Origin of the sequence: Mesorhizobium waimense (genome assembly GCF_003601975.1) — a bacterium.
In the GTDB taxonomy this organism is placed as follows: domain Bacteria; phylum Pseudomonadota; class Alphaproteobacteria; order Rhizobiales; family Rhizobiaceae; genus Mesorhizobium; species Mesorhizobium waimense.
Map to the genome: position 1 here is coordinate 200,587 of NZ_QZWZ01000005.1, position 18,009 is coordinate 218,595.

General features: G+C 63.7%; 15 protein-coding genes. 6 read left to right on the forward strand and 9 right to left on the reverse strand.

All coding sequences use genetic code 11. The annotated features are described in order from the left end of the window. Position 1: 1 nt before the first annotated feature. The 6 genes from D3227_RS09000 to bglB form a co-directional block, all read right to left on the reverse strand. Positions 2 to 1,054, reverse strand: coding sequence for a carbohydrate ABC transporter permease (locus D3227_RS09000; RefSeq protein ID WP_120013763.1), 1,053 nt, complete (start codon positions 1,052 to 1,054; stop codon positions 2 to 4). Continuing rightward, positions 1,051 to 2,073, reverse strand: a complete 1,023-nt coding sequence (locus D3227_RS09005; protein WP_425374490.1) for a carbohydrate ABC transporter permease — start codon at positions 2,071 to 2,073, stop codon at positions 1,051 to 1,053. The genes D3227_RS09000 and D3227_RS09005 overlap by 4 nt, the downstream gene beginning before the upstream one ends. After that, positions 2,070 to 3,338 carry an ABC transporter substrate-binding protein gene (locus D3227_RS09010; protein WP_120013764.1) on the reverse strand — a complete coding sequence of 423 codons (1,269 nt, stop codon included), beginning with the start codon at positions 3,336 to 3,338 and terminating at the stop codon, positions 2,070 to 2,072. Before D3227_RS09010 ends, D3227_RS09005 begins: the two co-directional genes overlap by 4 nt. Positions 3,339 to 3,422: 84 nt before the next feature. After that, positions 3,423 to 5,942, reverse strand: a complete 2,520-nt coding sequence (locus tag D3227_RS09015) for a hypothetical protein (protein ID WP_245451702.1) — start codon at positions 5,940 to 5,942, stop codon at positions 3,423 to 3,425. Next, positions 5,939 to 6,772 (reverse strand): 5-dehydro-4-deoxy-D-glucuronate isomerase, encoded by an 834-nt coding sequence (kduI, locus tag D3227_RS09020; RefSeq protein WP_120013765.1) that lies wholly within the window; start codon positions 6,770 to 6,772, stop codon positions 5,939 to 5,941. Before kduI ends, D3227_RS09015 begins: the two co-directional genes overlap by 4 nt. Then, on the reverse strand, positions 6,769 to 7,869 hold the full coding sequence (gene bglB / locus D3227_RS09025) for a beta-galactosidase BglB (RefSeq protein WP_120013766.1): 1,101 nt from the start codon (positions 7,867 to 7,869) through the stop codon (positions 6,769 to 6,771). Before bglB ends, kduI begins: the two co-directional genes overlap by 4 nt. A 110-nt stretch (positions 7,870 to 7,979) precedes the next feature. Here bglB and D3227_RS09030 point away from each other — a divergent pair, with 110 nt between their 5' ends. After that, on the forward strand, positions 7,980 to 9,047 hold the full coding sequence (locus tag D3227_RS09030; protein ID WP_120013834.1) for a LacI family DNA-binding transcriptional regulator: 1,068 nt from the start codon (positions 7,980 to 7,982) through the stop codon (positions 9,045 to 9,047). Here D3227_RS09030 and D3227_RS09035 read toward each other — a convergent pair. After that, positions 9,029 to 9,514 carry a flavin reductase family protein gene (locus D3227_RS09035; protein ID WP_120013767.1) on the reverse strand — a complete coding sequence of 162 codons (486 nt, stop codon included), beginning with the start codon at positions 9,512 to 9,514 and terminating at the stop codon, positions 9,029 to 9,031. The two genes, D3227_RS09030 and D3227_RS09035, sit on opposite strands and share 19 nt — an antisense overlap. Next, complete coding sequence (locus D3227_RS09040) at positions 9,514 to 10,671, reverse strand: LLM class flavin-dependent oxidoreductase (RefSeq protein WP_120013835.1); 1,158 nt, start codon at positions 10,669 to 10,671, stop codon at positions 9,514 to 9,516. The genes D3227_RS09035 and D3227_RS09040 overlap by 1 nt, the downstream gene beginning before the upstream one ends. 112 nt (positions 10,672 to 10,783) lie before the next feature. Here D3227_RS09040 and D3227_RS09045 point away from each other — a divergent pair, with 112 nt between their 5' ends. Together D3227_RS09045 and D3227_RS09050 are read left to right on the forward strand one after the other, a co-directional pair. After that, positions 10,784 to 11,521 carry a GntR family transcriptional regulator gene (locus D3227_RS09045; RefSeq protein ID WP_245451703.1) on the forward strand — a complete coding sequence of 246 codons (738 nt, stop codon included), beginning with the start codon at positions 10,784 to 10,786 and terminating at the stop codon, positions 11,519 to 11,521. Positions 11,522 to 11,580: 59 nt separating this feature from the next. Beyond that, positions 11,581 to 12,654, forward strand: coding sequence for a Gfo/Idh/MocA family protein (locus tag D3227_RS09050; RefSeq protein ID WP_208646354.1), 1,074 nt, complete (start codon positions 11,581 to 11,583; stop codon positions 12,652 to 12,654). A 74-nt stretch (positions 12,655 to 12,728) separates the two neighbouring features. Here D3227_RS09050 and D3227_RS09055 read toward each other — a convergent pair whose 3' ends face one another. Next, positions 12,729 to 13,184, reverse strand: coding sequence for an NUDIX hydrolase (locus D3227_RS09055; RefSeq protein WP_120013770.1), 456 nt, complete (start codon positions 13,182 to 13,184; stop codon positions 12,729 to 12,731). A 188-nt stretch (positions 13,185 to 13,372) separates the two neighbouring features. Between D3227_RS09055 and D3227_RS09060 the strand changes: the two genes are divergently transcribed. Genes D3227_RS09060 through D3227_RS09070 form a run of 3 tightly spaced genes read left to right on the forward strand, consistent with a single transcriptional unit; the run spans position 13,373 to position 17,810 of the window. Continuing rightward, positions 13,373 to 14,398 carry an ABC transporter substrate-binding protein gene (locus D3227_RS09060; protein WP_120013771.1) on the forward strand — a complete coding sequence of 342 codons (1,026 nt, stop codon included), beginning with the start codon at positions 13,373 to 13,375 and terminating at the stop codon, positions 14,396 to 14,398. 56 nt (positions 14,399 to 14,454) lie between these two features. Then, positions 14,455 to 16,707 carry an ABC transporter permease gene (locus D3227_RS09065; RefSeq protein ID WP_120013772.1) on the forward strand — a complete coding sequence of 751 codons (2,253 nt, stop codon included), beginning with the start codon at positions 14,455 to 14,457 and terminating at the stop codon, positions 16,705 to 16,707. A gap of 26 nt (positions 16,708 to 16,733) precedes the next feature. Further along, the gene (locus tag D3227_RS09070; RefSeq protein WP_120013773.1) at positions 16,734 to 17,810 is read left to right on the forward strand and encodes an ABC transporter ATP-binding protein; all 1,077 of its coding nucleotides are present in this window, start codon (positions 16,734 to 16,736) and stop codon (positions 17,808 to 17,810) included. Positions 17,811 to 18,009: the final 199 nt, after the last annotated feature.

Genomic DNA, 18,009 nt, shown 5'->3' on the forward strand with positions numbered 1-18,009 from the left:
CTCATTTCAGCCCGGTGCCGGCGATGCCGGACGTGATGTAACGCTGCAGGAAGACGAAGACGAGGACGACGGGGATCATCGTCACGACGGTCATCGCCAGGATGTAGTGCCACTGCACGTTGAGCTGGCCGGCATAGGTGTTGAGCCCGACCTGGAGCGTGTAGAGCTCCTTGCGCGACAGCACCACCAGCGGCCACAGGAAGTCGTTCCAACGCCAGACCACCGAGAAGATCGCCAGCACCGCGAGCGCGGGTGCCGCAAGCGGCAACACGATGCGCCAGTAGATCTGCCATTCCGAGGCATTGTCCATGCGCGCCGCGTCGAGCAATTCATCCGGGATGGTCAGCATATACTGGCGCAGTAGGAACACGCCGGTCGGCGTCGCCACGGTCGGCAGGATCACGCCCCACAGCGAATCGAGCAGACCGACGGCGCTGACCACCGAATAGAGCGGCACCAGGATCACCGACAGCGGCACCATCAGCGTGCCGACGATCAACAGCATGGTGAGATCGCGGCCGCGAAACTTGTATTTCGACAGGGCGAAGGCTGCCATCGAATTGGTGAGCAACGTGATCAGCGTCGCCATCGCGGTGACGAAAACCGAATTACGCAGGTAGCGCATGAAGTCGAAATGGACGAAGGGTTCGGTGTAGTTGCCCGTCGCGAAGCCAATTTCGCGCACCGGCTGCCGGTCGGCGATATTGACCTTGATGATGTCCTTCGGCGCCTTGGGGTCGACCATCTGCGCCACGATGCCGATGCGCCGCACCTCGGCCATGACCTTGGTCGAACCGTCCGCCTGCTTCACACGGTAGAGCGTCAGCGGCTTGTCGTGACCTTCGACGCTCGCCTGCTGGCTGACATAGGGCAGGATTGTCGGTGGGAACTCGGCGAGTTGCGCCGGTGTCTTGAACGACGAGCCGACCAGCCAGACGGCCGGACCGAACATGATGACGAGACCGCCGACCAACCACAGCCAGCTGACGATATCCGTCCAGTGCCAGAAACGGCCGCCGCGCCGGCGAGTCAGGAATGTCGTCACGCCGCTCATTCGCGCGCCCCCTTCCGTTCGCCCCGGCGCCCGACCTGAAGCTGAAGCAGCGTCAGTACGACCAGCACCAGTCCCATCAGGATCGAAGCCGCCGAAGCCAGCCCCGGATTGCGCAGCAGGGAGGCGAAGCCGATCTCATAGATGTACTGCGTGAGATAGAGGGTCGAGGTGCCCGGCCCTCCTCCGGTCAGCACATAGACCTCATCGAAGATCTGTACGGCGCGGATCAGCGCCAGCACGATGACGACGAGCAGGTTCGGCATGAGCAGCGGCAGCGTGATGCGCCAGAACCCCCGCGCCGGCTTGGTGCCGTCCATCTCGGCCGCCTCGTAGAGGTCGCGCGGGATCGCCTGCAATCCGGCAAGCAGGATGAGCGTGTAAAAGCCCATATGGGCCCAGACCGAGACGCTGACGGCGGCGGTGAACGCCCAAAAGCGGTCGGTCAGCCAATTGTACGGGTCGCCCCCCAGATCGTGGACGATCAGGTTGAGTAACCCCTGGCGTTGCAGGATCCAGCGCCAGATCAGGCCAGTGACGACCGGCGACAGCAGCACCGGAAAGAAGAACACCGCACGCCAGAAGCTGCGCCCGACGATCTCGCGGTTGAGGATCAGCGCTGTTATCATCGACACGACCGTCAACAGCGCCACCTGCACGAGGACGAACAGGCCGGTATTGTGGACGGCCTTCCAGAAGAGGTCCTCGCGGCAGGTGGCGGTATCTAGATAGTTGCCGCAATCAAGCAGGCGCTGATACTGCTCCAGCCCGACATAGGTGCGATCCTGCAGGAAATAGGCCGTACCGGACGTGGCTGAATAGAAGAAATTGATGACCAGCGGCACCAGCACGAAGATGCCGAAGATTGCCATGTTCGGGGCGAGGAAAAAGGCGGCCATGCCGCCGGTGCCCGTCGCGCGCTGCCACCATTTGAGCGGCACGTTGACGATCGACGCCAGCCAGACGACCGGCGCCGCCAGAGCGGCGCCCGTCCATGTCTTCAATGTCGCGACGGCGGTCACTTTGCCTCGGCGACCTTGTCGGCGATATCCTGATCGATCTTGCCCCAGGCTTCGTCGAGGGTGAGTTCGCCCGCCATAACCTGGCTGACGCGGGTCACCAGTGCGGCGAAATAGGCGTTGGCCCATTTCCACGGCGGCAGCGCGTCGGCCGCCGGCAGGGTTTCACCCGCCGCCTTGACGAACTTGTCGAGCGCCGGACCGACATTCTTGTCGGCCGAACCCCATTTCAGCCCACCTTTCGTGATGACGCCCTTGTGCGCCGGCAGGAACAGCGTGCGCTCGCTGAACTCTTTCACGATGTCTTCGCGGGCCAGGTAATCCATGACCTTGGCGACGTCCTTGGGGTTCTTCGTGTATTTGATGGCGACAAGTGCCGCGCCGCCTTTCACGCCAGAACAGCCGGCAGTGCCGCAGGGCGAGCCGGTTGCCACCCAGTCGAAACTGTCGCCGATCTTGGTCGACAGATTGGCGACTTGCCAGCTTCCCGAATAATAGAATGGGATCTGCGCGTTGATGAAATCGTCGGCGGCCGCGCGGTAGGTCGAGCCTGCCGCCGACACCCAGGTATCCTTCAGCATCAGGCCCTTGGCGGTCCAGTCGACGAGCTTGCCAACGAACGCCTTGGTGCCGTCATCGACTTTCGCCGGCTTACCGTCGGGCCCTATATAGTTCGCCCCGTAGGAGACATTCGCACCCGAAATGCGGTGGCCCGAGCGGTCGATCGCAAACGCTGCCGGAAGCTGCTGGCTCTTCGCCACTTCGGCGGCGGCGTTGACCCAGTCGTCCCAGGTCGCCTTGTCGCCGGGCAGCGCCACGCCCGCCTGTTCGAACAGCGTCTTGTTGGCGAAGCCGCCGGTGAGCGTGAGCTGGGTCATGAAACCGGTGATGGCCTTGGAGCCGTCGGGTCGCATCCAGTCCAGTGTGTCGCCGAAATTGTCGTCCCAGTATTTCGGGTCGGCCACCAGCGGCCTGAGATCGAGCCAGTGCTGGGCGAGTTCCTTGATGTTGGTGACGCGGGCGATGTCCGGGCCCTGGCCCGCTTCGAGCTGGATGGGGAGCTGCTCCTGGATCACCTTGTAGGCGACGTTGTCGAGCGTGACGTGAATGTCGGGATTGTCCTTCATGAAGCGGTTCAGAAGGTCCTGGATGACATCGCCTTCGACACCGTCCGAGTACCACATGATGCGCACGTCGCCGGCGAATGCGCTGGTCGATGCGAGCAGGCTGACCGATAGCGCGGCCAGCAAAGTGCGGGTCTTCTTCATGCTTCTCCTCCTTTGTCCGGGGCTGCACCCCGATGGTTCAAGCCGCCACGCCCTCTCCTCTTGAGGGCCGCAGCTGATTCCTCCCTATTCCCTGCGCTTCATGCGCGTCGCCTCGCCGCGCACGGTCCAGTTGGCCGGATCGAGTGTCCGTCCCTCAGCGACCACCTTCGCGTCGGCGAGGAAACGCACCGTGCCGTATTCCGGATCCTCGACGATCAACTCGCCGTTGGCGCCCGACCGCACCGACAGGTCCGCAAAGACCGACGCCCAGGCGTCGAGCGCTGGCAGATCGGCATCCCGGCCGCCGAGACGGACGATCCATGTCGCCTTGCGCCCCGCTGCCCGCAACTCGTTGCCGGCCGTCGGTCCGCCCTTGACCTCAATCAGCGGCACATCAGTTTTCAGCATGACGAAGGCGTTGCCCGATTGCGCGAACGCCCGATGGCTATCCACTTGCACGGCATCGAAGGTGCTGGCCGGAAACCAGGCGTGCGTGAAGTCGGGCTGTTCGTCCGAGCACAAGAAGCTGACGACGGCGAGGTCGCGGTATTGGTGAATTCGCGGCAAGGTGCCGGAACCACCCCAATAGGACGGTCGGCCGTAGCCGGACTGCAGGACTTCGCCCGGGTGGTTCACCCAAATCTGCGCACCTGGATTCTCGCCCAGCCGGGCTTGAACGACGGTCTCCTGATACCCCCACTGGTTCCAACGATAGCCGGCGGCGCTGCCCATCGCATGGTTGCGCGTCTTGTGGTGATAGAGCCGCGCGAAGCGGTCCTGTCCCTGCGCGAAAGTCCATTCCCACACCGTATCGTCTGTGAGCGAGGCAATCGCCGCCAGCTCGGCGGGAACACTCAGTGCGTGGTCGCGCAGACACAGCGCCAGCTGCGGCAACGCGTGGAAGCGCATTCCGTAATTGCCCTTGCCCCAGACCATGCGGCATATGCCCGACAGTTCCAGCGAACGCGCGGCGCGCAGCGTGTGCTCATAGGATCGGCCCTGCGCGCCGGTGAGGATCCCGTGATGGGCGGAGCGGGCGACGATTTCCAGCAAGCGGATGACCGCCTTGCCGGCACGGTCCGCGATGTCCTTGTCCGGGGCCAGCGCGTAGAGCGCGCACAGGCCCTTGAGGTCGATCGGGAAATAGGGCGCCGAATTGAATTCGGCCATCTCCCAAGCTTCGAAATGGTCGAGCCAGGCTCGCACCCGCGCCGCCCCCACCGCTGATTGCTCGCGGCCAAGGCGGCCCGACCGCACGAAGCGCGCATCAGGCAGAAGCCCGCCGGCGATGTAGGCGGCGGTGTGGAAGAGCAGCGCGTGGTTCTCGGAAAAATACCACTGCACATCGTTGCCGGGCTCATCCATCCAGTAGCGATAGCCGAGTATAGCCTTGTCGACATGCGCGCAGAGTTTCGCTGCCAGCCGATCGCCATAGGCCTTGCGGCACCACAACAGCGGCACCAGGATGAAATCGGCGCAGTCGTGGCAATCCTCAATCGCCGGCAGCGCGCCGGAGATCATGGCTTCGGTCTCGGCACCCTCCTGCCCGATCGCCAGACGCGCCAGCGCGCGCACCGTATCGGCCTCGGCGTGCTCGGCGACTTCACTGAGCGCCTCGTCGATGCGCGCGGCAAGCGTTGCCGCTGCGTTGCCCTGGCGGCGCGCGTGGCAGATCTCGACGCCGAAGACACGCGATGCGGCATGGTCACCGACGGTCAGCGTCACCTTGAAATGACGAAAATCGGCGGGCAGTTGCTCCGTGTCGGCGATCGGCAGCCGTTTCTGACCTTTGGTCAGATCGAAGGCGAAGCGCACCGGCGCCTCGATGGACATGAAATCACCCTCGATCTCGACTGCGACCCGAGCATCGCGCGGCAGCGCCACGCCAGTGGCCAGCGCCACCTCGCCGCCATCATAGGCGGGACGCTCGAAATGCATGTCGTCGAGGGCTGCTTCCATCGCATCGGCTACGCTGCCCTCCACTTCGATAGGCAACGCGACGGAGACAGCGGGTCCCGACAGATAGTCGAGCTGGAAATAGTAGCGGGCGTCGCGCTCGGCGAGATCGTCGAACCATATACGGATATCGTTGCGCCCGGGCTTCAGCGCGATCTTGAAGTCCTCGGCGCTTTCCAGATTGCGGCCGTAGGGCGCCATCCAGCCGACTTCCGCGCCATTGGCGAAAAGGATTGCGCCGCCGCATGTGCGCAGCCTGAGCAGCGCCTCGCCGGCCGCCACGGTGTCGATGGTCGTCTCGGCCCAGCTTCCGAGCACGGTCGGCCGGAACCAGAAGCCCGACAGGTCGACGCGCGGCGAGGCAAAGGGCAGCCAGATGCGTTCGGCATTGAACTCGGCGCCGATCTGAGGCCGCTTGCCGCGGCGCTCCGCTGCGAACTCAGTGCGGCACGGATATTCATGCGGAATGAAATTTTTGTGCTTGGTCAGGAAGAAGAAGGGATCCATCTCCCCCTTCATGGGCTGGTCGGCCACGTCGTAGCGCTGCTCGGCGATAGAACCCAGCCGCCAGTAGACGATCGGCTGCCCCGTGGCGACCGGCCGGCGCAAGGCAAAGTCAGCATCGATGCTTTGGGCGACCGCACTCATCGCAAATCCTTCACGGCAACTGGATCGACGTCGGTGTAGGCCTGATTCTCGCCGGTCATGCCCCAGACGAAGGCATAGGGGCCGGTGCCGGCGCCCATATGGATAGACCAGGCCGGCGACAGGACGACGTCGCCATCGGCGACAACCAGATGGCGGGTATTGTCGGGCCGGCCCATCAGGTGGAGGATCCGGTCCGCCGCTGCAAGGTCGAAATAGCAATAGGCCTCCATGCGCCGCTCATGCAGATGCGGCGGCATGGTGTTCCACACGCTGCCCGGCGCGAGGTCGGTGATGCCCATCAGCAAGAGGCAGGACGGCGCCACCTCGGGATGGATGTACATGCACAGCGTGCGCTTGTTGGCGCGAGCCTCCTCGCCCAGCACCATCGGCTTGGCTTCGCCCTTGGCAATGAGACGGTGAGGGATGTCGGCGCCGGCCGGCACCGAGTTCATGTAGAAGCACGCCGGCCTCTCCGGATCGTCGCTCTGCAGCGTCACCTCGCGCGCCCCGCGCCCGACATAGACGACGTCGCGGTTGGCCACAGTGAAGCGCCTGCCGTCCACGGTGACGGTGCCGCTGCCGCCGAGATTGGCGATGCCCATCTCGCGCGCGTCAAAGAAGTGCGGAGTTCCGACATCGACTCCGCTGCCGAACATTAGCGGGTTGGCCAGCGGCACCGCGCCGCCAACGATCATTCGGTCGATATGGGTATAGACGAACTCGATCGCGGCTGGCCGGAAAAGTCCGTCGACCAGGAATTCGGCTCGCAGCCGCTCAGTGTCCATGCCGGCAATATCCGCCGGCGATGCGCCGTAGACCGTCCGCATCATGCCGCCTCCACCTTCGCCTGCAGGTGCCGCGAGCCTTCGGTCAGGCACAGTATGGCCAGCGCCTGCCCGTAGCCCGTCGACTGGATCGGGATGTCGCGGTAGAATTGCAGATCGTGCCCCATGCGGGTGCCGTAGGACACGTTCGTCACCACACCTTTGTCGTCGATACTGGCCACCACGGCTTCCAAGGCGCGGAGGCCGGCGGCGCGACATTCCGCTGGGCCGATTCCAAGCCGCGCAGCCTTCATCAGCCCATAGCCGAAACCGGCGGTGGCGGAGATCTCTTCATATGAGGTTGGGTCGTCGAGGAGAGTGTGCCATGCGCCCGAACCCGCCTGCAGCTTGAGCAGGGCTTCGATCTGCGTCTCCAGCACGCCAAGCAGGTAGGCGCGCACCGAGGGCGTGATCTCGGCGAACTCGACCAGGTCGAGGATGCCCACCGTGATCCAGGCATTGCCCCTCCCCCAAAGGGCACTGGCGAAATTGTGCCGGCCCTGGAACGTCCAGCCGTGGAACCACAGGCCGGATGCTGAGTCGGCGAGATAGCGGGCGTGGACGAGGAATTGCCGTTCCGCTTCCTCGACGAAGCGTCGCTCACCGGCGGCCTGGCCAAAGGAAGCGAGAAACAGCGCGACCATGAACAGCGTGTCGTCCCACAATTCGTCGTCGTTGACCCGGTCCGAAACATTGTGCTGGAAGCCGCCTTCGGGCGTCCGCGGCATGTGGGTAACGACCTGCTCGGCCCATTGGTGCAAGACCGGCTCGAAGCGCGGCTGGCGCCGGCGCCGCCACAATTCGCTGAGCGCCAGCAAGGGCGCGGTGGTGTTGACATTTATCGGCGGGAGACCGGCCGCGATGCGTCGGTCGTACCAAGCCTCGATCGTCTGCAGCAGCTGCTCGTCGCCGGTTTGCGCCCACAGCCGGACCAGCCCGTAGAGCCCGACGCCCTGCGGCCACTCCCAGCTGTCGAAGCTGACATAGTCGCCCGGCGTCCCGTCGAGATTCGGCTCGTGAAACCGTCCGTCATGGCGCAAGCCGGTCATGCCGGCCACGAGGCTGGCAAGCGCGGATTTCAGGCGTTCGGCCGACAGCGGCATCACTCCTCCCGTTCCTCCACTCCCGCCACAACTGTTCCACAGGCATTTTTCTTGCGCAATCTGAAAATTTTTTGCAGTGTTGAGCAAATTTGCCGGAGACGCAGGAACGCATGACGATTCAGGGCAAGCGCGGTCGCCCCAGCCGCCGCATTCGACTTGAGGAGATCGCGGCGCGCTGCGGCGTGTCCGTCAGCACCGCCTCGCGTGCGCTGAGCGGCGTCGGCGGCGTGAGGGATGAGCTGCGCACCACGATCATCGAGACGGCGAAGTCGATGAACTACGCCATCCCGGCCTCCGTCGCCGGCCGCAAGGTCATCCTGGCCGCGAGCAGCGTCGCCATGGTCGACAGCGCTCGCAGCCAGTTCACCTACCATGTTCTTGACGGGCTCAACGAACGCGCCCGGCTGCTGGGCGTCGAACTGGTGACCCGACCGGTCGCGACGCCCGAGGACGAAGTCGCCCTCCTGCGTGAATCCGAGCGCGACGACAGGGTTGCCGGCTGCCTCTTCCTGACGCTGGATGATGACGACGTGCTGACACTGACGGCTGGCTTCGCCAAGCCGATCGTGCTCGTCAATGGCGACGATCCCAATATGCGCCATTCGAGCGTGACGCCCTGCAATCGCTCCGCCGCCATGCTTGCCGCCCAGCACCTGATCGGCCTCGGCCACCGCAGGATCCTGTTCCTGATGCGGCGCGGCCGGCGCACGATCGAGCGGCGCTACGAAGGCTGGCGCGATGCGCTGGTCGCAGGAGGCATCACCGGTTTCGAGGATCTCGTGGTCGAGGTGCAGGATTGGTTGCCGGAGTTGGCCAGCAAGGCCGTGAAGGAGCGCATCGCCACGCGCGGCCTTGATTTCACAGCCGTGCTGACCGCGGGCGACAGCCTGGCCTTTGGCGCGATCGCCGGCGTCCAGGAAGCGGGATATTCGGTGCCGGCCGATGTTTCTGTCGTCGGCATGGACGACCTGCCGCTGGCGGCCTTCTGCAATCCTCCGTTGACGGCGATGCATATTCCCATGCGCGAGATCGGATCGGCCGCACTCAGCCTGCTGCTCGACGACATGGCCCATTCGGGTTTGCCACCGCGTCGCGTCGAGCTCGCCTGCAATCTCGTGGTGCGCCAGTCGACGGCACGAGCGCGGGCCGGCGCCGAGCCTCATCTGCCGGCGCCTTGAGTCCGCGATGTGCCGCCGGCAAAGAGCAGCGGCAAACCCTCTTGCGTCTCCAGTTCCAGCACGCGTCCCAAAAGGATCATATGGTCGCCAGCCGGGAAACGGTCGGCGACGCTGCATTCGAACCGCGCCAGTGCTCGCGGCAGCAGCGGCACGCCGTGTGCGTTCCACCTGAGATCGAGATCGGCAAAGTCAGCTCCGGATTTCGAAAAGCGCCAGCACAACTCGGCCTGGTCTTCCGCCATTACGTGGATGGCATAGTGGGTTGAATTGGCGAAGGCGTCGAACCGGCGCGAGTGCCGGCCGATTGACCACAGGACCAGCGGCGGATCGAGCGACACCGACGAAAAACTGTTGGCGGTGATCGCGACCGGCCCGTCGGCCGTGCCGGTGGTGACCACCGTGACACCGGTGGCAAAGCGCCCGAACGCGTTGCGCAACAGGCGCGGATCGCACACGACATGCTCCATCAGCGTCGCTCCCCCGTTCCCAGTGGCGTCGCGGGGACCCGGTCGGGCACCCGGCCATAGGCGTGCGGCAGCGAACAAGTCTTCAGCTGCGGCAGCACCTTGGTGCCGAAATGGCGTGCTTCGTCGAGATGCGGGTAGCCGGAAAAGATGAAGGCGCGGATGCCCATTTTCATATAAGCCTCGATCTCCGACAGAACCTGATCGGCTGAGCCCACCAGCGCTGCACCGCAGCCCGAACGCGCTCGCCCGACTCCCGTCCACAGATGCGGCTCCACGTAACCTTCCGCATCGGCGAGCTCGCGGTTCCTGGCCTGGTGCGATACGCCGTGCGACCGGGCGTCGAGCGCCCGCTCGCGGATCGCCCTGCCCTGCTCGTCGTCCAGCTTCGACACCAACTCGCGGGCATACTCCTTCGCCTCGGCCTCGGTGTCGCGCACGATCATATGGACGCGCAGGCCGTAGTCGAGCGTGCGCCCGTGGTGCGCGGCACGCTCGTGCACGGCTCTCATGCGACCGGCGAGCTCTTCCTTCGTCTCCGGCCACATCAGGTAGACGTCGCACTGTTCGGCGCAGAGTTCGAGTGCACCGGGCGAGTAGCCGCCGAAATAGAGCAGCGGGCCGCCATTCTGCTGATAGGGTTTTGCCGGCGCCGTCGACACCCCCTTGAAGCGATAGACCTCGCCCTCAAAATCGATGCTGTCCCGGGTCCAGGCCTGGCGCAGGATCTGCACCACCTCGCGCGAGCGCTGGTAGCGGTAGGCGCTGTCGGCCGTCTCGCCCGGAAAGTCGGACGAGATGATGTTCACCGTCAGCCGGCCTCCGAGCATATGGTCCAGCGTCGCTATCGTGCGCGCCAGCATGATCGGCTGCATTTCACCGCAGCGCACGGCGGCGAGCAGATTGATCTTCGACGTGATCGGCGTGCAGCCGGCAACGAAGCTCAGCGTGTCCAGTCCGACCTGATAGGACGACGGGCATAGGATGTTGCGGAAGCCGAGTTCCTCCGACGTCTTCACGATCTCGGAGCAGTGCGCCCAGATCGAGCGCAGCGCGCCATCCGGCACGCCGAGATAGCGGTAGTCGTCGGAGCAGAGCGCAACGAACCAGGAGACTTCGGCTGCGTCGAGGTCCGGCGAGGTGATCGGGACAATGGTCATGGCCACTCTTTGAGGCGTTCGTCGCTTTAGCGCTGCGAATGGGTTTGCGTAGCATTCGTTTTGATGTAGATCAATAATGTATCAATTTTTCAAGCGCCGCCGGAGAAGCGGAATGCAATTGACAAGGGCCGACCCCGGCTATCGATCCAGTCAGATGCGTGGTCCCCTGCCCGTGCACCTGCAGATCAGCGAGATGCTGATCCGCGAAATCGCCGCCGGACGGCTGGCCGACGGGGCGCGGCTGCCGCCCGAGCGTGAGATGGCCGCAAGCCTGGGGATCGCCGTCGGCACGCTCCGGCGCGCGCTTGCCGACTTGACCGAGAAGGGGCTTCTCGATCGCATCCAGGGGTCGGGCAACTATGTGCGGGCGCGCGGCGACCTGCTTGGAATCTATGCCTTCTTCCGGCTGGAGCGCATCGGCGGTGGCGGCCTGCCGACCGCCGAGGTCTTGTCGGTCGAGCAGCTGCCCAAGCCGGCCGGACTGCCGGAATTCGGCAGCGCCGAGGAAGCCCACCGCATCCGCCGGCTGCGGCGGCTCGACGGCGAGCCGGCCGCGATCGAGGAGATATGGCTCGACGCCAGCCGCGCCGAGCGGCTCAAGCGCGAAGACCTGTCGGAATCGCTCTACCTCCATTACCGGCTTGCGCTCGGCTTCTCGATCGTTCGCGCCGAGGATCGCATCGCCGTCGCGCCCGTACCGGACTGGGCCCCGGCCGAATTCAGGCCGACGTCGGGAACGGTCGTGGGGTTCATCGAACGTATCGCCTGGGCAGACGACGGAGCCAGCGTGGAATATTCCCGCAGCTGGTTCGATCCGGGGGTGGCGCGCTACGTGACGCGTTTCAAATAGCCCGAAGGAAAATTTGCGTGACCAAATCATCGATCGGCTACGGCATCATCGGCTGCGGCATGATGGGCCAGGAGCATATCCGCAACATTGCCCTGCTTCCGGACACGCATGTGGCCGCGATCTTCGAGCCGGACCCCGGCATGCTGGCCGCGTCGCTGGCGATGGCGCAGGGAGCCCGACCGGCGGCGTCGATAGCCGAGTTGCTGGCCATGGACGAGGTCAACTGCATTCTGATTGCCAGCCCGAACCACCACCACCTTGCCCAGTTGGAGGAGATCGCCAGGCTGAGGCCCCTGCCGGTGCTGGTTGAAAAGCCGCTCTTCACCGACGCCGCCGACGAAGCGCGGATCGTAGCGCTGAAAGCCCGGCTTCCGCTCGTCTGGGTGGCCATGGAGTACCGCTATATGCCCCCTGTCGCCGCCTTCGTCGAGCAGGCCGGCGACGCCACTGGCGGCATCCGCATGCTGACCATTCGCGAGCACCGCTTCCCCTTCCTGGCCAAGGTCGGCGACTGGAACCGCTTCAACCGCAACACCGGCGGCACCTTCGTCGAAAAATGCTGCCACTTCTTCGATCTGATGCGGCTAATCCTCAAATCAGACCCTGTCCGCGTCATGGCGAGCGCGGCCCAGGCCGTGAACCATCTCGACGAACGCTACGATGGCGAGGCGCCGGATATTCTCGACCATGGCTATGTGGTGGTAGACTTCGCCAGCGGCGCACGCGCCATGCTGGAACTGTGCATGTTCGCCGAAGGCAGCCGCTACCAGGAAGAACTCTCCGCTGTCGGCGGCAATGGTAAGATCGAATGTCGCGTGCCCGGACCGGGCCGCTTCTGGCCGCAGCATCTGGGCGCCGCCCCCGTGCCGGAACTCATCGTCAGTCCGCGCAATCCACCGGGACCGCGCCTTATTGAGATTCCGGTCGACCCCAGGCTCCTCGCGGCGGGCGACCACAATGGCTCGACCTATTTCGAGCACGCTCGCTTTGTCGCCGCGATGCGCGGGCAAGGCGAAGTGGAGGTGACCTTGCAAGACGGCTGGTGGGCCGTCGTCATGGGCCTCGCCGCTGAAAGATCGGCCCGCGAAGGCCGCGCTATTGAATTGGCCGACGAATTCGCGTTGCCGACCTAGCTCGGCGAAGGCGCGCAAGATCGATGGCGTGAAAGCGCTTTTCGCCAGCAAGGCACTGCGAAATTCGCGTCACCTCATGACGGCACGATCATGGATCTCAGGAGGCTGGCAAGTTGCGGCTCATCGATCAGCATCGCTGCATCCGCGGGCGAGAGCCATGCGCGTTTACGCTGGGCGCCTTCCTTCCAATCCGGAAGGGTGTCGACTACCTCTAGCAAATAGACCGTGACAGTCACATTGACGAAGCGGTTGGATAAACGCTTCCAGTAGGAATAGGCACCAAGCGGTTCCTTCAATGCCTTGCCGGTTACCCCCGCTTCTTCCCTCGCCTCCGTAACCGCTGCCTTCCTGCCGCTTTTACCCTTCATCGGCCAGCCCTTCGGTACGATAAAACGACCGGTCTTCCGCGAGGTAATCAAGAGCACCTCGGCGCTGCCACTGTTATCCAAGCGGAAAGGAACGGCCGCCACCTGGCGGATAGGTTTGCCCTTCTCGACCTTGCTGATGATCTGCTCTTCCTTAGACGACATTCTCCAAGTTCTTCAGCTGGACCTGACGACCGCCATGGCCAGGATACGGGGTACTCCTTGTCTGTGTTCCTGTTGCCGAGCGCCTCGTTCGCAACGATCGTGATTGCAAATCCGATCGAATGAACCCAATCTATCGCCGTCGCAACGAAACTCGTTAGACGGCGAAACAATGCGGGAGGAATTCACTCATGAGAAGCGATTATTTTCGTTCGGCCGCGCTCGCGGCGTTTCTGGTCTCTGGAACAACTCTGGCTCAGGCCGACAGCCTGACATTGTATTGCGCCGCCGACGAGGCCTGGTGCCAGCAGATCAAGACTACGTTCGAGGAAAAGACCGGTATCACCGTCGACATGACCCGCAAAAGCTCCGGCGAAACCTACGCGCAGCTGCGCGCGGAGGCGGGCAATCCGAAGGGCGACGTGTGGTGGGGCGGCACCGGCGATCCGCATCTGCAGGCGGCCGAAGAAGGCCTGACCGAGGAATATGTCTCGCCGAACCGCGGCGAACTGCATGACTGGGCGATCAAGCAGGCCGAGGCCGCTGGCAACAAGACCGTCGGCGTCTACTCCGGCGCACTCGGTTTCGGCTACAACAAAGATTTACTGGCTAAGAACAATCTGCCCGAGCCAAAATGCTGGGCTGACCTTACCAAGCCCGAATACAAGGGCCAGATTCAGATGGCCAATCCAAACTCGTCCGGCACCGCTTACACGATGCTGGCGACGATGGTGCAACTGATGGGGGAGGACAAGGGTTTCGATTATCTGAAGGCGCTGCACGCCAACATCAACCAGTATACCAAGTCGGGTTCGGCCCCGATCAAGGCGGCCGGCCTTGGCGAAACCACCATCGGCATCGTGTTCATGCATGACGCGGTCACGCAGACGGCCGCCGGCTTTCCGATCGTCACCGTGGCGCCGTGCGAAGGCACCGGTTATGAAATCGGCTCGATGTCGTTGATCAAGGGCGCGCGCAATCCCGAAGCCGCCAGGCAGTTCTACGACTGGGCGCTGACGGCCGACATGCAGGGCAAGGCCAAGGACGTCAAATCGTTCCAGTTGCCATCCAACAAATCGGCTGCCGTGTCGGATCTGACGCCCGACCTGTCGACGATCAAGCTGATCGACTACGACTTCAAGAAGTACGGTTCGAGCGACGAGCGCAAACGCTTGCTGTCGAAATGGGACACCGAGGTTTCGACGCTGCCGCAGTAGTTCGTTCACAGTTTTGACCTTCTTCCGCGCCATCCTGACAGTGCTGGTTTCATCGCATGCGCGCTAAAGCCAGCACTGCCCCGCTTCACCCGACCGTCGTCTTGTGGACGGCGGTCGGCCTTATCGGTTTTGTCCTGCTGCCCTGGTACGGGCTGCGCGACAATTTCTTCACGCTGTCATGGCTGTTCGACGGCTATCCGTTCGACGACAACGTGGCGCCGGCGCTCTTTCTCGTCCTGCAAGGGCAAAAGCTGTGGCTTGCGCCACTCGGAATCCTACTCTTGGCGCCGCTTCTTTTGTGGCGCCGCAAAAAGGCCGATCCCTACTTCGGGCACTTGCTGATCGCTGTCGGTGCGGCGGGTTTCGCCTACTTGATGCTGCAAGGCTTCGGCATTGGGCTGCGCGGTTTCCAGTGGTCGTGGCTGACTGCGCTTTTCGGCGAGCTCGACGATCGCCAGTTCGGCATGGGATGGGGCGCGCTGCTGGTCAGCGGCGCGTTCCTGTTCCTTTGCACGCTCGGACTCGCGGGGCGCGGCGCGGTCGGTGGCGACGAATTCGTCGTTGGCTCGATCGGCTTCATCGTCGCGGTGGTCGGCATCTTCATCTTCATGCCGATCGTCCAGATGCTGGGCAGCGCGCTGGTCACCCAGGACGGCAACTATTCGCTCGGCGTGTTCTTTGCCAAACTGTTCAGTAGTCGTCTCTGGGGGCTCGGCTGCGTGTCAGGCGGGCCGCGCTGCGGTGTGGCCTGGAATTCGCTCTTCCTTGCCGTTCTCGTCGGCTTGCTTACCACCGCGCTCGGCCTGGTTTTCGCACTGGTGGTGACCCGCACCGGCTTCCGCTACGGTTCGCTGCTGCGCGCGCTCACCATATTGCCGATCATCACACCGCCCTTTGTCATCGGCCTCGCCATCATTTTGCTGTTCGGTCTGTCCGGTGTCATCACGCAAGGCTTTTCGGATCTGTTCGGCCTTCAGCCGACACGTTGGGTGTACGGGCTTCCCGGCCTCCTGATCGCCCAGGTGCTGGCGTTCACACCGATCGCCTTCCTGGTGATGATCGGCGTTGTCGAGGGCGTCAGCCCGTCGATGGAAGAGGCGGCGCAGACCTTGCGTGCCAGCCGCTGGCAGACGTTCGTCACCGTGTCGTTGCCGCTGATGCGGCCGGGCCTGGCCAACGCATTCCTGCTCGGCTTCATCGAGAGCATGGCCGATTTTGGCAACCCGCTGGTGCTCGGCGGCAATTTCGATGTTTTATCGACGGAGATCTTCTTCGCCATCGTGGGCGCACAATACGACCAGGCGCAGGCTGCGATCCTCGCCATCGTGCTTTTGTTTTTCACCCTCGCGGCGTTCTACGCGCAGCGTTTCTGGCTCGGCCAGAAATCCTATACCACCGTTTCCGGCAAGGGCGATTCCGGCATCCACCCGCATCTTCCGGCAACGTTCCGCAACGCCATCTACGCGATCGCCGGTTTGTGGACCCTGTTTACGCTGCTCATCTACGTGACGATTTTCTACGGCAGCTTCGTCAAGCAATGGGGCGTCGATTTCTCGCTCACCTTCGATCACTATGTAGAAAGTTTCGCCGTTGGCTGGAATCAATTCGGCATCCACTGGCGGGGCGCCGCATGGAGTTCGTTCTGGACGACGATGGAGATCGCGCTGATCTCGGCGCCGCTGACGGCTGCAATCGGGCTGCTCACCGCCTATCTGCTGGTGCGCCAAAATTTCCGCGGCAAGGATGCCTTCGAATTCGGCGCCATGCTGTCCTTTGCCATTCCAGGCACGGTGATCGGCGTCTCCTACGTTATCGCCTTCAATGTGCCGCCGATCGAGCTGACCGGCACCGGCATCATCCTGGTGCTATCATTCATCTTCCGCAACATGCCGGTCGGGGTCCGGGCCGGGATTGCCTCGATGTCACAAATCGACCGTAGTCTCGATGAATCGTCGCTGACGCTCGGCGCCAATTCCTGGCAAACCTTCCGCAAGGTGGTGCTGCCGCTGCTGCGGCCGGCGATCCTGGCGGCGCTGATCTACTCCTTCGTCCGCGCGATGACGGCGATCAGTGCCATCATCTTCCTGGTCAGTGCGCAATACAACATGTCGACCAGCTACATCGTCGGCCGCGTCGAAAACAACGAATACGGCATCGCAATCGCCTATTCGGCTGTCCTTATCGGCGTGATGCTGGCCGTCATCGGGCTGATGCAACTCGCCGTCGGGCGGCGCAACATCGGCCGGCGCCACATGGAAACCGATCTTTCGCAGTCCCGCACCAATGTCGGCGTCGCGGGCGCCGGATAGAAGCATGAACGAGAACATGATCGAACATGGCTGAGATCAAAAGCAACGCCGCCTCGGTGGAGTTCAGGAACGTCACCAAGGTCTACGGCAAGAGCAAGGTGCCGGCGGTCAACGACATCTCGCTGTTCATCGAGGCGGGCAACCTGGTGACGCTGCTGGGGCCGTCCGGTTGCGGCAAGACGACGACGTTGCGCATGATCGCTGGCCTCGAACTCGCCACCAGCGGCCAGATCCTGATCGGGGGCGCAGACGTGACACGGCTGCCAGCGACCGACCGCGACGTGTCGATGGTCTTCCAGTCCTACGCGCTGTTTCCGCATATGACAGTGCGCGAGAATGTCGAATACGGTCTGAAGTTTTCCGGCTTCAGCAAGAAGGACACCGCTGACAAGGCGAAGGCTGGCTTGGAGCTCGTCGGCCTCGGCGGTTTCGGCGATCGCTTGCCGAGCCAGCTGTCCGGCGGCCAGCAGCAGCGTGTCGCGGTAGCCCGTGCCCTGGTGCTGGAACCGCAGGTGCTGTTGTTCGACGAGCCGCTCTCCAACCTTGACGCCAAGCTGCGGCGACATGTTCGCGAGGAAATCCGCGAGATCCAGCAGAACCTCGGGCTGACGGTCGTCTATGTCACCCATGACCAGGAAGAGGCGCTCGCGGTCTCCGACCGCATTATCGTCATGAACAACGCGGTGATCGCCCAGGACGGCACGCCGCGCGACCTATACGACGCACCGTCAAGCGCCTTCGTCGCCGATTTCATAGGCGAGGCGAATATCTTCGATTGCCGGATAACGGACGTAGCGAAGGATGTGGCGACGGTGGAACTCGGCCCGTTGTCGTTGAAACTGCCGGCACGCGACCAAAGGCCGGGCCCTGCCAGATTGGCGGTGCGGCCGGGCCGCATCGAACTCGGCAGCGCGGGAGCCCCCAGAACGCTTCCCGGCACGCTGCACAAGGTCACCTATGTCGGCAGCCATCTCGAATTCGTCGTCGATACCGAGTTCGGTGCGGTGTTCGCCATTTCGACAACTGTCGATGCGCAGTTCGAGGCAGGCCAGAAAGTCGGCGTTGGGTTCTGCGAGCATGGACCAGTACTGCTTACTGGCTGACGCTCAAAAGCCGTCGCGAAATACAACGTGCCGAATTCGCCGGCGCGGCGCGTCAGGTCGACGGCGAACCCCAGACGGCGGTCGAGGTCGCTTTCGTAGCACCGGTGCCACCGCTTGCTCTTTGCGACCCCGGCTCTAGCAGGCACGTCCGCAAGAGGAAAGCCGCCGCCACGGGTCACGCCGGCGCCAACCACTTCAA

What these genes read in the sequence shown, in the direction of transcription:
- D3227_RS09000 (WP_120013763.1), bottom strand. Translation starts at nt 1,054, where the DNA reads ATGAGCGGCGTGACGACATTCCTGACTCGCCGGCGCGGCGGCCGTTTC.
- D3227_RS09010 (WP_120013764.1), bottom strand. Translation starts at nt 3,338, where the DNA reads ATGAAGAAGACCCGCACTTTGCTGGCCGCGCTATCGGTCAGCCTGCTC.
- D3227_RS09015 (WP_245451702.1), bottom strand. Translation starts at nt 5,942, where the DNA reads ATGAGTGCGGTCGCCCAAAGCATCGATGCTGACTTTGCCTTGCGCCGG.
- kduI (WP_120013765.1), bottom strand. Translation starts at nt 6,772, where the DNA reads ATGATGCGGACGGTCTACGGCGCATCGCCGGCGGATATTGCCGGCATG.
- bglB (WP_120013766.1), bottom strand. Translation starts at nt 7,869, where the DNA reads ATGCCGCTGTCGGCCGAACGCCTGAAATCCGCGCTTGCCAGCCTCGTG.
- D3227_RS09030 (WP_120013834.1), top strand. Translation starts at nt 7,980, where the DNA reads ATGACGATTCAGGGCAAGCGCGGTCGCCCCAGCCGCCGCATTCGACTT.
- D3227_RS09035 (WP_120013767.1), bottom strand. Translation starts at nt 9,514, where the DNA reads ATGGAGCATGTCGTGTGCGATCCGCGCCTGTTGCGCAACGCGTTCGGG.
- D3227_RS09040 (WP_120013835.1), bottom strand. Translation starts at nt 10,671, where the DNA reads ATGACCATTGTCCCGATCACCTCGCCGGACCTCGACGCAGCCGAAGTC.
- D3227_RS09045 (WP_245451703.1), top strand. Translation starts at nt 10,784, where the DNA reads ATGCAATTGACAAGGGCCGACCCCGGCTATCGATCCAGTCAGATGCGT.
- D3227_RS09050 (WP_208646354.1), top strand. Translation starts at nt 11,581, where the DNA reads ATGATGGGCCAGGAGCATATCCGCAACATTGCCCTGCTTCCGGACACG.
- D3227_RS09055 (WP_120013770.1), bottom strand. Translation starts at nt 13,184, where the DNA reads ATGTCGTCTAAGGAAGAGCAGATCATCAGCAAGGTCGAGAAGGGCAAA.
- D3227_RS09060 (WP_120013771.1), top strand. Translation starts at nt 13,373, where the DNA reads ATGAGAAGCGATTATTTTCGTTCGGCCGCGCTCGCGGCGTTTCTGGTC.
- D3227_RS09065 (WP_120013772.1), top strand. Translation starts at nt 14,455, where the DNA reads ATGCGCGCTAAAGCCAGCACTGCCCCGCTTCACCCGACCGTCGTCTTG.
- D3227_RS09070 (WP_120013773.1), top strand. Translation starts at nt 16,734, where the DNA reads ATGGCTGAGATCAAAAGCAACGCCGCCTCGGTGGAGTTCAGGAACGTC.